General features: G+C 72.5%; 12 protein-coding genes. 5 read left to right on the plus strand and 7 right to left on the minus strand.

All coding sequences use genetic code 11. The features are described from left to right. Positions 1-63 precede the first annotated feature (63 nt). On the minus strand, positions 64-732 hold the full coding sequence (locus tag G514_RS0104050) for a thymidine kinase (RefSeq protein WP_028650713.1): 669 nt from the start codon (positions 730-732) through the stop codon (positions 64-66). 33 nt (positions 733-765) lie between these two features. Beyond that, positions 766-1188, minus strand: coding sequence for a DUF2000 domain-containing protein (locus G514_RS0104055; protein WP_028650714.1), 423 nt, complete (start codon positions 1186-1188; stop codon positions 766-768). A gap of 49 nt (positions 1189-1237) precedes the next feature. Here G514_RS0104055 and G514_RS0104060 point away from each other — a divergent pair, with 49 nt between their 5' ends. Genes G514_RS0104060 through G514_RS0104080 form a run of 5 tightly spaced genes read left to right on the plus strand, consistent with a single transcriptional unit; the run spans position 1238 to position 6313 of the window. Further along, positions 1238-2002 (plus strand): AraC family transcriptional regulator, encoded by a 765-nt coding sequence (locus G514_RS0104060; RefSeq protein WP_028650715.1) that lies wholly within the window; start codon positions 1238-1240, stop codon positions 2000-2002. After that, positions 1999-2814: a sulfurtransferase gene (locus G514_RS0104065; protein ID WP_028650716.1), complete on the plus strand. Its 816-nt coding sequence runs from the start codon at positions 1999-2001 to the stop codon at positions 2812-2814. The genes G514_RS0104060 and G514_RS0104065 overlap by 4 nt, the downstream gene beginning before the upstream one ends. A 20-nt stretch (positions 2815-2834) precedes the next feature. Further along, positions 2835-3851: an NADP-dependent oxidoreductase gene (locus tag G514_RS0104070; RefSeq protein ID WP_028650717.1), complete on the plus strand. Its 1017-nt coding sequence runs from the start codon at positions 2835-2837 to the stop codon at positions 3849-3851. An 18-nt stretch (positions 3852-3869) separates the two neighbouring features. Beyond that, positions 3870-4910, plus strand: coding sequence for a GNAT family N-acetyltransferase (locus G514_RS24775; protein ID WP_051246684.1), 1041 nt, complete (start codon positions 3870-3872; stop codon positions 4908-4910). 32 nt (positions 4911-4942) lie between these two features. Next, entirely contained in the window at positions 4943-6313 is a 1371-nt protein-coding gene (locus G514_RS0104080) for a glucose-6-phosphate dehydrogenase (protein ID WP_036563488.1), read from the plus strand. Positions 6314-6323: 10 nt separating this feature from the next. Here the strand turns inward: G514_RS0104080 and G514_RS31265 are convergent, their stop codons facing one another. From G514_RS31265 to sepH, 5 genes are all read right to left on the minus strand, one after another. Further along, a complete protein-coding gene (locus G514_RS31265) occupies positions 6324-7481 on the minus strand; it encodes a calcium-binding protein (protein ID WP_169576297.1) in 1158 nt (385 codons plus the stop codon). Beyond that, positions 7468-8331, minus strand: a complete 864-nt coding sequence (locus tag G514_RS28955; RefSeq protein ID WP_084151762.1) for a signal peptidase I — start codon at positions 8329-8331, stop codon at positions 7468-7470. Before G514_RS28955 ends, G514_RS31265 begins: the two co-directional genes overlap by 14 nt. A 69-nt stretch (positions 8332-8400) precedes the next feature. Further along, a complete protein-coding gene (locus G514_RS0104095; protein ID WP_028650719.1) occupies positions 8401-9099 on the minus strand; it encodes a SipW-dependent-type signal peptide-containing protein in 699 nt (232 codons plus the stop codon). Positions 9100-9281: 182 nt separating this feature from the next. Continuing rightward, complete coding sequence (locus G514_RS0104100; RefSeq protein WP_028650720.1) at positions 9282-11297, minus strand: SDR family oxidoreductase; 2016 nt, start codon at positions 11295-11297, stop codon at positions 9282-9284. 687 nt (positions 11298-11984) lie between these two features. Further along, positions 11985-13019, minus strand: a complete 1035-nt coding sequence (gene sepH / locus G514_RS28960; protein ID WP_051246693.1) for a septation protein SepH — start codon at positions 13017-13019, stop codon at positions 11985-11987. Positions 13020-13090: the final 71 nt, after the last annotated feature.

Genomic DNA, 13090 nt, shown 5'->3' on the forward strand with positions numbered 1-13090 from the left:
CGATGGCACGCCGGGGCAATGGTCAGGTTGGGCCAGGTTCTGCTTGACCAGGTTCTTGACGAGTCAACCAAAGGGGAGCGGCTCGGCGCCCAGCGCGACGGCGTGAGCGCGGGCGGCGGTCATGCGGCGGCGGTGGTGCTGGCGGCAGAGCACCTCGTAGGACACCTCGGGGGCGGGCGCCGCGGTGTCCTGGCCGCCGGTGACCTCGACGTCGCCGACGACGATCACCTCGCCCTCGACGACCATCACGCCGTCCTCGGTGCGCGCGTTGTGGGTCGCCCGCTTGCCGCACCAGCACAGCGCCTCGACCTGCAGGACGTGCGTGTGGTCGGCGAGCTCGACGAGCCGGGCGCTGCCTGGGAACAGCTCGCTGCGGAAGTCGGTGAGGATCCCGAAGGCGAACACGTCGAGCTGGAGCTCGTCGACGACCTTGGCGAGCTGCTCGACCTGGTCGCGGGTGTAGAACTGCGCCTCGTCGCACACCAGGTAGTCGACGCGCGCGCCGCGGGTGAGCTCGTCGACGACGTAGCGCCAGAAGTGGAAGTCCTGGTCGACCTCGATCGCGTCGTGCTGCAGTCCGAGCCGGCTTGACAGCATCGCGGTGCCGGCACGGTCGCGGCTGGTGAAGATCCGGCCCACCAGCCCGCGCTGGGCGCGGTTGTGGTTGGTCTGCAGCGCCAGCGTGCTCTTGCCGGAGTCCATGGTCCCGGTGAAGAACTGGAGCTCGGCCACGCAGTCACCCTAATGACCGCAGCAGGCGGTTCGTCACGGATGCAGGCGCGCGCCCTTCACGGACTTGTCGACGGCGTTCCTCGGACCGTGCAGGGCGACGCCCACCAGGTCGAGGTCGTCGCGGGCGACCGCGCGCACGGCCGCGCGGTTGTCGACGTCGTTGCCGGTAGAGAACATCTCCCTGGTGTAGATGCTCATCGCCAGCTGCCGGCCCAGCGCGCGGCCGTGCGCCGCCGTGAGCGTGGCGGCGTCCGCCTCCAGCACGACCACCGGCTGCCCGAGCAGCGGGAGGTACGCCGTGCCGTCGGCGTCCTCGTACGGCTCGCCCACGAGCTGCGGGTGGGCGCCGACGACCCCGCTCACGAGGAACGCGGTCACGTTGAGCCGCTGCCACGTCTCCAGGTCGTCGCGGACGAGGACGGCGATCTTGGTGTCGAACCTGGTGTCGGAGGGCACCGCTCCAGCCTGCGGCGTCGCGCAGGGTGGGGTCTTGTACGTTCCTGACATGGAGCGGGTGCGGTCCTGGAAGCCCGAGGTGCCGGGCGTCTCCGAGGTGCTGCACGCCCACTTCACCGAGCACGCCTACCCGGTGCACGTGCACGCCGCGTGGACGCTCCTGCTCGTCGACAGGGGCGGCGTCGACTACACGCTCGACGGGTCCCGGCAGCAGGCGGCGACCGGGCGGCTGACCGTGCTGCCGCCGCACGTCTCCCACGACGGACGGGCCGCGAGCCCGGACGGGTTCGACAAACGGGTGCTGTACGTCGACCAGCGCTGGCTGCCCGAGTCGCTCACGGGCGCCGCGGTCCGCGGACCTTCGCTCGCGGACGCGGAGCTGGTCCGCCAGGTCTCGGCGGTGCACCGCTGCCTCGGCGACGGGCTCGAGGCGGAGTCGCGGCTCGCCCTGGTGACCGAGCGGATCGCCGCCCACCTGTCGCTGCGAGGCCAGGCGCCGGCCGCGCGCGACGCGGGGCTGGCCCGGCTGGTCCGGGCCAGGCTCGACAGCGACGAGCCCACGCTCGAGGCGCTGGCCCACGAGCTCGGCACCCATCCGTCGCACCTGGTGCGGGTCTTCCGGCGTGAGTACGGCCTGCCGCCGCACCGCTACGTCGTCGGCCGGCGGCTCGACCGCGCACGCCGGCTGCTGCTCGAGGGGATGCCGATCGCCGAGGTCGCGACCGTCGTGGGCTTCCACGACCAGTCGCACCTGACCCGGCACTTCCGGACCCTCCTCGGCACCACCCCCGGTGCGTTCCGGAGCGCGGCGTGACGTCGCCGCTCGTCTCGGTCGCCGAGCTGCGCGAGAGCCTGGGCCACGTGACCGTCCTGGACGTGCGCTACCGGACCGGCGGCGCGTCGGGTCCGGGGGAGTACTCGCTCGGCCACGTGCCGGGTGCGGTGTACGTCGACCTCGACACCGAGCTCGCGTCGGCGCCGGGCGCGGGCGGGCGACACCCGCTCCCCGAGACGGCCGTCTTCGAGGCGGCGATGCGCCGCGCCGGCGTCCGGGACGACCGGCCGGTCGTGGTCTACGACGACTGGAGCGGTCTGGGCGCCGCTCGGGCCTGGTGGCTGCTGCGCTTCCACGGCCACGCCGACACCCGGTTGCTGGACGGCGGCTGGTCCGCCTGGGTCTTCGCTGGCGGCGAGGCGGAGCGAGGCGTCGCGATGAACCCCGAGGGCGACTTCGTCGCGCGGCCTGGCCGGCTGCCGGTCGTCGAGGCCGACCGCGTCCTCGACGTACCCGTGCTGGTCGACGCCCGGGCACCCGAGCGCTACCGCGGCGAGACCGAGCCGATCGACCCCGTCGCCGGCCGCATCCCCGGCGCGGTCAACGTGCCGACGACCACCAACCTCGCGGCCGACGGCAGGTTCCGCGACCCCGACCAGCTCCGCGCGCTCTACGAGGCTGCCGGCGTACCCCTCGACGGGTCGCGGGAGGTCGCGGTCTACTGCGGCTCGGGCGTCACGGCGGCCCACGACCTCGTCGCCCTCGACCTGCTCGGCGTGCAGGCCACGCTCTACCCGGGCTCGTGGTCGGAGTGGATCACCGATCCGGAGCGGCCGGTCGAGCGGGAGTAGCTCCCTGTGAGGATGCCCTTGTGAAGTCCACCCAGGTCCTCCTGTCGAGGCGTCCCGACGGCGAGCCGAAGCCCACCGACTTCGAGACCGTCACCACCGACCTCCCGCCGCTGGAGGAGGGCCAGGTGCTGCTGCGGGTGCGCTACCTCTCGCTCGACCCCTACATGCGCGGCCGGATGAGCGAGGTCGAGTCCTACGCCGACCCCGTCGCGCTCGGCGACGTGATGGTCGGCGGCACCGTCTGCGAGGTGATCGAGTCGCGGTCGGACCACCGCGCGGTCGGCGACCAGGTGCTGTCCTACTCCGGCTGGCAGACCCACGCCGTCGCCGACGCCCGGCACACCCGCAGGCTCGACCCCGACGCCGCGCCGGTGTCCACGGCCCTGGGTGTGCTCGGCATGCCCGGCTTCACGGCGTACGCCGGCCTCCTCCTGCTCGGGAAGCCACAGCCCGGCGAGACCGTGGTGGTCGCCGCGGCGACGGGACCGGTCGGCTCCGCGGTCGGGCAGATCGCGAGGCTCAAGGGCGCGCGGGCGGTCGGCATCGCAGGCGGGCCCGAGAAGTGCCGGGCGCTGCTCGACGAGCTCGGCTTCGATGCCGCGGTGGACCACCGGGCGCCCGACTTCCGCGACCGGCTGGCCGAGGCCGTGCCGGACGGGATCGACGTCTACTTCGAGAACGTCGGGGGAGAGGTGGCCCGCGCCGTGATGCGCCACCTCAACCTCTACGCGCGGATACCCGTGTGCGGCCTCGTCGCGGGCTACAACGCAGCCGGCGTGCCCGAGGGCCCCGACCGGCTCGACGGCTTCATGCGGCGGGTGCTGACCAAGAGCCTCACCGTGCGCGGCTTCATCCAGAGCGAGTTCGAGAAGGAGCACCACGGGAGGTTCGTCGAGGAGATGTCGAGGTGGCTCGCCGACGGGTCGGTCCGCTACCGCGAGGACGTGACCGTCGGCCTGGACAACGTCGTCGAGGCGTTCAACGGCATGTTGGCCGGCCGCAACTTCGGAAAAGTGGTTGTCCAGGTCGGCGACTGACCTGCTTGACTCGAGCCGGTGAACGGCCCGCGGATCGAGGACATCGGACCCGACGACCCGAGGTTCGCCGACTGGCACGCTGCGGTCGCCCGCTCCTACGCCCACGAGCGGCAGCCGGGCTGGTGGGAGTCGCTCGAGTCGGCGCGCATCTCCTTCGCCCGGCCGGGCACCCAGAAGCGCCGGGTCGCCCTGGTCGCCACCCGGGACGGGGTCGTCGTCGGCGGGGCGGTGCTGGGCCTGCCACTGGACGTCGACGTCGACGTGGAGACCGTGTCGGTCGAGCTCGGGGTCCTGCCCGACGCCCGGCGCAGCGGTGTCGGCGGCGCGCTGCTCTCCGCGGTCAGGGAGCTGGCCGCCAGCGAGGGCCGCGACGTCGTGCAGGCGGAGGTGTTCGTGCCGGTCGACCGCAGCCCCGAGGAGTGGCCGGGCGCCCGGTTCGCCGAGAGCCACGGGCTCCGCTGCGTGAACGTCGAGCACCGCTTCCTGCTCGACGTCCCGCTGCCCGAGCCGCGGCTGCGCGAGCTCGCGGCTGCCGCCGAGCAGGGCTCGTCGCGCGACAACACGGTCGTCTCCTGGGTCGGCGGCTGCCCGGAGCAGCACCTCGAGCAGTGGGCGCGGATGCAGACGCAGATGAACCAGGACGTGCCGACCGGCGAGCTCACCGTGACCGCGCGACAGGTCGACGCCGAGCGGGTCCGCGACTCCGACCGCCGGATGGCGGAGCAGGGGTGGACCAAGGTGCGGAGCATGGCCCTGGACGCCGATGGCGCCGGCCGCGGCTACACCGAGCTGCTCGTGTCGGAGCACGACCCCGACGTGGTGGTGCAGGACGACGCCTGGGTCGATGAGACCCACCGCGGCCGCCGGCTGGGGATGCGGCTCAAGATCGCCAACCTGCGGCGGCTGCAGGGCCACGACGACGGTGCGCTCCTCGGCCCCCGGCGCCGCGTGCAGACCTACTGCGAGCAGGACAACACCGCGATGCGGCGCATCAACGCCGAGGTGGGGTTCCGAGCGGTCGACACGCTGCGCGGCTACGAAGGCCCGGTCGGCGGCTGACGGCTCGGGTCGGCGCTGGTTACCGGTCCGCCATGGCCACGCGAATCGACACCCTGCTCGTGCTCGGCGCTGACGGCGACCTCGCTCGGCGGTTGCTGCTCCCCGGCCTGGCGTCGCTGCTGTCGAGCGACTGGGAGCCCCGGCGCCGGCTGCTGGTGCTGGGCGCCGGCCTCGGGGAGCTCGACGAGCGGTCGTGGCAGGCCCGGGTCAAGGAGGCGTTCGGATCGGCCGGCGCCGGGGGTCGTCGCGTGGACGACACCGCGAAGCGCAGCCGCTACCGCACCTGCGACGTCACGGCTGTCGAGGAGCTGAAGAGCCTCCTGGAGGAGTGCGAGGGCACGCCCGCGATCTACTTCGCCCTGCCGCCGGCGGTGACCGCGCGGGTCTGCCAGGCGCTGCGGCTGCTCGACCTGCCCGAGGGGACGGTGCTGGCGATGGAGAAGCCGTTCGGCACCAGCCTCGACGACGCCCGAGGGCTCAACGCGCTGGTGGGCACGCTGGTGCCCGAGCCTCAGGTCTTCCGGATCGACCACTTCCTGGGCCGCAGCGACGTGATCAACATCCTGGGCGTGCGGTTCGCCAACCGGCTGCTCGACCCGGTGTGGAGCAACCAGCACGTGGAGTCGATCGAGGTCGTCTACGACGAGTCGCTGGCGCTGGAGGGCCGCGCCGGCTACTACGACAAGGCAGGGGCCCTCGTCGACATGGTGCAGAGCCACCTGCTGCAGGTGATGGCGCTGCTGATGATGGACCCGATCGCGGCGGTCGACGAGCGCGAGCTGCGCAGCGCGAAGGCCGAGGTGCTCCGGGCGACCAGGCTCCGGGGCGGACCGCGGCGGGCGAGCCGGCGGGCGCGCTACACCGGCGGGAGGATCAACGGCCGCGACGTCCCGGCGTACACCCGCGAGGACGGGGTCGACCCGCGCCGGCGCACCGAGACCTTGGCCGAGCTGACGGTCGAGGTGGACTCGTGGCGGTGGGCGGGCGTCCCGGTCACGCTCCGGTCGGGCAAGGCGCTCGGGCGTCCTCGCAAGGAGGCCGTGGTCACCCTCAAGCCGTCGCCGCGGCTGCCCGACGGCCTGCGCGGCCGGACGACGCCCGACCGGCTGGTGATCGGCTTCAAGCCCGCCCGGCTCGCCGTGCACCTCGACGTCAGCGGTCCGGGCGACCCGTTCGAGCTCGAGTCCGTCAGCCCGGAGGCCGACCTGTCCGACGGCGACCTCCCGGCGTACGGCGAGGTGCTGGCGGGCGTCCTCGAGGGCGATCCGCTGCTCGCGGTGCGCGGCGACAACGCCGAGGAGTGCTGGCGGATCGTCGAGCCCGTCCTGGCGGCATGGCACGCCGACGAGGTGCCGATGGACACCTACGCCGCGGGCTCGGACGGACCGCGCGGCTGGCGTTGACCGACCGCGCCTACCCCGCGGCGGGGGTGGGAGCGGGGTCGCTCGGCTGCTGCGGCGGCTGCGGCTCCTGCGGGCCGGGGTCCGGCTGCGGGTCCGGAGCCGGGGGCAGGGTCGCCGGCGGGTCGGGCTCCGGCGCGCGCGTGGGCGGCGGGTCGGGGTCGGGTCCCTGGGTGGTCGGCGGGTCCGGGTGCGTGGACGGCTCGTCGGACGGCCCGTCGGTGGGGTGGTCGACCGGCGGCCCGGTGGGAGTGGTCGGTGCCTGCTCCGCGGTCAGCTCGCAGGAGTAGTAGTCGGGAGCGCGAGCGCCGTCGCACGTGTCGAACCCGGCGCCGCCGATCATGACGTCCTTGCCGTTCGCGCCGAGCAGCACGTCGTCCCCCTCCCCGCCCACGAGGCAGTCCTTGGCGTTGCCGCCGTCGATCCGGTCATTGCCGCCGAGGCCGAGGATGATCTGCTTGCCGTTGCCGGCGTTGATCACGTCGTCGCTCTCGGTCCCGACCACGACCTGCCTGTAGCGGCCGGCAGGGCCGCACTCCGCGGGGATCGCGGGGCCGATCAGGCCGGTGCCGATCTCGATGGTGCCGACCGCGAAGTCGGTGAAGCCGGCGTGCGCGAGGCTGGCCTGCGCGGCGGTGACCGTGAACCGGTCGGTGTCGGTGAGCAGCGAGTACGGGTAGTCGGTGCCGGGCGCCAGCCGCACCGAGACCGAGACGCTCAGGTCGGTGTCCGGTGCCACGTCGGCGCGCACCGGGACGTCGACGTTGGGGGACAGCAGGCCGCAGTAGTCCAGCCAGTCGCCGCCGAACGAGATCTGCACCGATCCGCCGGGCTTCGGCCCCCAGGTGTCGGCGCCGGTCGGCACGCAGTAGGCCGAGGCGCCCTCGGGGCGCACCTCGAGGGCGATGTCGGCCGGGATGGACCCGCGGTAGGCGATGCTCACGGTCCTCGACTGCGCCACGCCGGGCAGCAGGCCGGTGTACTTCAGCTCCGGCCCGGCGCCAGGCCCGGGGATGCCCAGGGCGACGTGCGCGGCCCGGACGGTGTTGTGCTTGATGCGGTCGGCGTCGGAGAACGCGGCGTACGTCACGCCCGTCCCGGACGCGCAGACGACGAGGCCGCCCGCCGCGAGCGCGGCGAGCGTCGTCCGGCTGGGCCTAGTCCGACGCACCGGCCACCTGCGCATCCTCCGACAGCGGCACCTCGGTGCGGCTGCCCACGACGCTGGTCGGGGCGTCCCACACCTCGATGCTGAGGGGCTCCTGGAGCCGGAGCAGCTCGAGGGCCGCCTCGACACCGCCCTCGGGTGGCGCGATCAGGAGGGTGTACGTCGCCTCGTCGCTGCGCAGCAGCAGGCCGCTCCAGCGTCGCACGAGGTCGGCGGGCGCCTCGCCCTCGGGGCGCGCGAGCGTGGCGAGGATCAGCGCGCGGTCGATCGTGAGCGACGGCGTCGGTTCGTCCTCGACGGCCGGCTCGTCGTCCTTCTTGCGCCGGTCGCGCAGGCTGCCGGAGAGCTGGGTGAGCGCGTAGCCGGCCAGCAGGATCATGCCCACCAGGCTGATGCCGCCCTTGCCGTGCAGGCCGTCGCGGATGCTGCCGAGGTAGGGAACGTGGAACCACACCTGTCCGCGGATGGCCGCGGCGGGGACCTTGTCCATGTCCGCGCCACGGTTGGCGTCGCCCTTGAACGTGAAGGCCAGACCTTTGTCGGTCTGCTGGATCTTGGTGATGCGGTGCGTGATGTAGACGTCCTCACCCGGCTCGGACTGGTAGGTGGCCACGTCGCCGATCTCCAGTGTGCCTGGGTCGACCGGTCGCACCAGCACGATCGAGCCGACGGGGATCTCAGGCGTCATGCTGCCGGTCAGCACGGTCAGCGCCGCGCCGTTCGTCGCTCGCGGCAGCACGACCACGACAGCGATCGCAGCGATCACGATCATCAGGACCGAGACAAGGGCGGCTCGTGCCGTCCACCTGACCGCTGCGAGCGCGATGGTTCGCGCCCTGGTCGGCTCGCTCATGCAACCGCTCCGATCGCTGTCGTGGTGATGCGGAGGGGCCGACGAGTCGGCCCCTCCGCATCCGGAGAATTACGGGTTGTGCGGGGTGCGCGGCGTGCCGTACGGCGCCTGCTTCAGGTCGAAGTGCGCGGCGAAGTCCGCCGAGTCGCCCTGCGACGCGTTGTCGACGGCGTAGGCCAGGCTGATGTCCATCGACACGCACAGACCCTCGCCCGGAGCCAGGTACGAGCGGTCCACGGCACCGACACCCGTGAGCTGGTAGGCCGGCTGGGTCTTCCACCACGCCAGGCTGCCGCCGTGCTGGCCGGTAACGACCTTGAGGGCAGGAGCGTTGGACTGGGTGCACTGGTTGGGGCTGTTCACCGCGTAGGACGTGACCTGGAGGATGGCGTCGTCGATGAAGTCGCCCTGGTCGCCCGAGTCGCAGTTCGCGTCGTCGGCGCGCTCGCCGTTGCTGTCGCAGCCGTTCTCGGTGCCGACCAGGTCCTTGATGTTCATGAAGAGCTGGCCGCTCGGCGTGGACGCCCCGTCGTTGCTGGCGACGTAGACGAGGCGCTCCCCGTTGATGCCGCCCGGCGCCATCGTGACGTTGTCGAAGACGGTCTGGCTCCCGGCGTTCGGGCTGACCGTCAGCTTCAGCACGCCGGCGCCGGCCTCGTTGCCGGTGATGTCCTGGAAGTCCGACCACGAGGCGAACGTGCCGCCACCGGCGGCGAGAGCGACGAGCGCGACGCCCGCGAGGCTCCCCTTGATGAGCTTCTTGTTCATGCTTTTCCTCCCGTTGGCAGGCGGCACAGCCGCTGCTCGGGACTGCCGGTCACCCTCCGTGGCCGGTCTCGCCCCATGAGGAAACGATCTGTCGGCGAGAGGCTTCGCGGCTTCGCACGGGCTGTTGAACCGGGGAGGACCCGACATCCACAAATGTGTGGATGCCGGGGCGTGCGACCGACCTACCAGTGCACGCCCTTGAACACCTTCGCCAGCATGATCTGCTCGGACTCGCGGGTGCCGGTCGAGCCCGGCTCGCCCGGGGTCGTGCCCTTGGCAGCGGCGGAGTCGGGGAAGACGTGGTAGGCCATGTTGAGCACGCGGAAGGCGAGCTTCGGGGCCACGGTGTGCGCGACCGCGCCGACGTTGCCGAGCAGCGTGTTGATCTCGTGGGGGCGCTCGACCATCGCCTTGATCACCAGGTCGGCCGCCTGCGCGGGGGAGATCGTGGGGAACTTGTCGTAGATCTTGGTCGGGGCGATCATCGGCGTCCGCACCAGCGGCATGTGGATGCCGGTGAACGTGATGCCGTCGCCGACCAGCTCCGACGAGACGACGTTCGACCACGAGTCGAGCGCGGCCTTCGAGGCGACGTACGCCGAGAAGCGCGGCGGGTTGGTCTGCACGCCGATCGAGCTGACGTTGACGACGTGGCCGCGCTTCTGCTTGCGCATCGTCGGGAGGAGCCCCATCACCAGCCGGATCGCGCCGAAGTAGTTGAGCTGCATCGTGCGCTCGAAGTCGTGGAAGCGGTCGTGCGACAGCTTCAGCGAGCGGCGGATCGAGCGGCCGGCGTTGTTGACGACGAAGTCGATGGCCGGCAGCTCGGTGGTGAGCTGCTCGCACAGCGCGTCGATCGCCTCGAGGTCGGACAGGTCGCACGGGAACACGTGGGCGGTGCCGCCCCGGCGCTCGATCGTCGCCCGGGTCTCCTCGAGCTTGTCCTTGCCGCGGGCGACCAGGACCGGGATGCCGCCGCACTGCGCGACCTTCAGCGCGGTGACCTGGCCGATGCCGGACGAGGCGCCAGTGATGACGACGTACTTGCCCTGGAGCGCCTCGCGGTTGCGCGCGTCGCGCCCGGTGGCCTCGTCGAGGTTCTCCTCCCAGTAGCCCCAGAGCGTGCGGGCGTAGCCCTCGAGGTCGGGCACCGCGATGCCGGAGCCGGCGAGCGCCTTCTCGGTGCGGCGCGAGTCGAAGACCGCGGTGAACGACGTGTGGGCCAGCACCTCGGCAGGCACGCCGAGCCGGCCCACGGTCAGGTCGAGGACGGCCTGCGCGGGCGCGGTCCTGATCACGCCGTTGATCAGCGTGGACGGGCGCAGCGCCCGGGGCAGCAGCCCGAGCGCGCCGGTGGTCCGGCGGTCGACGGGCGTCGCGAACGTCGGCGCGCCGGCCGCCCTGCAGAACGCGTTGACCATGTCGACCACCGGCTGCGGGTCGGGGTTGACCAGGTGGAACGCCTCGCCGTCCCGGTCGGGCAGGTGGGCGAGGTGGTCCATCGCCTTGGCGACGTAGTCGACCGGCACGACGTTGGTGTCACCGAGGTCGATGCCGACCAGCGGCAGCCACCCGGGCAGGTTGTCGCGCATCAGCTTCATCAGCGGGAAGAAGTAGTAGGGCCCGTCGACCTTGTCCATCGCGCCGGTCTCGGAGTGCCCGACCACGATCGCGGGCCGGTAGACCCGCCACGGCACGGTCGCCTCGGTCCGGACGATCTTCTCGGACTCGAACTTCGTGCGGTGGTACGGCGAGGGCAGGTGCTGCCCCTCGTCGAACATCGCCTCGTCGAAGGTCCCCTCGAACTCGCCGGCCGCCGCCACCGACGACACCTGGTGGAAGTGGCCGACCTGCAGTGCCTCGGCCAGCTCGAGGGCGTGCCGGGTGCCGCCGACGTTGAGCGCCTCGTTGGTCGCGTCGTCGGCGGTCATGTCGTAGATGGCAGCGAGGTGGAAGAAGTGGTCGATGTCGCCGCAGTGCTCCTCGACCCACGCCTCGTCGACCCCCAGCCGGTCACTCCCGAGGTCGCCGACCACGGGGACGACCCGGTCGGACGCCCACGACCGGATGAGCGCCTCCATCCGGTCGAGCGACGACTCCCGGCAGAGCACGAAGATCGTCCCCGCCCGGTGGTCGACCAGCTCCTCGACGAGGTGCCGCCCGATGAACCCCGTCGCACCGGTCACGAAGTACGCCATGCCGTGACGTTACCGGCTGGTCACCTCGGGCGACCACCGCGAGGAAGCAGGCCGAAGCCTCCGCAAGGTAGGCACGTGCTCGACCCCCGCTGATCGAGCTTGTCGAGATCACCGCAGCGAAGGCACCCGCTGGCCCACCGCTGGTTGAGGAGGTCGCGCAGCGACCGTCTCGAAACCTCCGCAGGGCAGGCACCGGGGCGAGGTCCGCTCCGGCTCCCAGGTCACCTGGCTTCGAGGCTCAGGCGCAGCACGCCTTCGCACCTCAGCCACCGTACGACGCGCAACTCACGCATAGCCTCCGCAAGGAAGGCACCCGCTCGACCCCCGCTGATCGAGCTTGTCGAGATCACCGCAGCGATGGCACCCGCTGGCCCACCGCTGGTTGAGGAGGTCGCGCAGCGACCGTCTCGAAACCTCCGCAGGGAAGGCACCCGGCCGAGGTCGGCTCCGGCGTCCAGGTCGCCCTGGCCCCGAGGCTCAGGCGCAGCACGCCTTCGCACCTCAGCCACCGTACGACGCGCGCGCGCTCGTGCGAGCGCGGCTCGGCTCCGCGGGGGCGTGACCGAGGCGGGTGAGCCGGGTGCCTGGCCTGCGGTGGTCTCGCCGCCCGTTGCGGCTTCGCAGGCTCAGCCGCAGGGCTTGCCCGACCTTCGCTCGTGACGGCGACAGCTCGTTCCTCGCTGTCGCCTACTCGCTCGGACCACCGAACATGATCTCGTCCCAGCTCGGGACCGAGGCGCGGCCGCGGGTCTTCTTGACCGGGCGGCGCGGGGGCTCGGGAGTCTCGTCGTCCTCGTCGTCGAGTGCGGCGGCGTCGGCGGCCTCGTCGACCAGCTCGCTCTCGTCGACGCCCGGCTGGTCGTCGAGGAAGGCCTCGATGGGCTCGTCGGTGATGCGGAGCGCGTCGTCGCCGAGCTCCTCGCCCAGCTCGTCGGTCAGGCTGAGCTGGTGCTCGTCCTCGGCGGGGACGGAGGAGAGGCGGCGTACGCCGGGCTGGTCGGCCAGCTGCGGCTCGGGATCGGCCACCGGGTCGGGGACGTCGCCGACGAGCCAGCGCGCGTCGTCGTTGTCGAGCACCACGAAGTTGCCGGGCTGGTCGAAGGTGAGCTCGGCGAGGCCGTCGCGGCCCTGGATCGTGAAGCGCCCCGTCAACGACCAGCGACCGTCCTCGCGGCGCCAGGCGTCCCAGGCCACGACCTCGGGGTCGACGTTGCGCTGGTGCAGGTGACCGGTGACGGCCTCGCCGAGGGTGCGCGCGCCGTGCGGCGCGTCGCCAGCAGGACGGCGGATCGAGGACCGCTGGGCGCGCTCGGCGACGTGCTCGCGCTCGGCGAGCACCGGGGCGGCGTACGGCATCACCTTGTCGACGGTCGTCTGGGCAGCAGCGGCGACCTGCTCGGGGGTCTCCCCGGCCCGGATCCTGGCCTGGATGTCACGGGGTCGCAGCATGCTGTCCATCTGGGTCTCCACCTTGGGCACCGGTTTCTCGGGTCGGTTCTCGGGCCGGACGCCCGGAGCCACACCCAGCGCGGCCCGCAGCCGGGCGTCGATCTCGAGCGTGAACTCCGGTCCGGACGGATCGTGCGGGTCGGCCAGCCTCAGCCGGCGGCCGTCCGGGGTGAGTCCGACGAGCGTCAGGTACTGACCGGTCGTCTGCTCGGGGCGCGCCGCAGCCGGTGGTGGGCTGGGGCGCTGGCTGGCTGAGCGCTGGGGTGCCGACATGGGTGGTCGTGGCCTCGTCGTGGTCCTCTGTCCGGATGCCGCGAGCCTACGTCAGCGGCCCGCGCGCGGGC

The sequence above is a fragment of the Nocardioides halotolerans DSM 19273 genome, assembly GCF_000422805.1.
Taxonomy (GTDB): domain Bacteria; phylum Actinomycetota; class Actinomycetes; order Propionibacteriales; family Nocardioidaceae; genus Nocardioides; species Nocardioides halotolerans.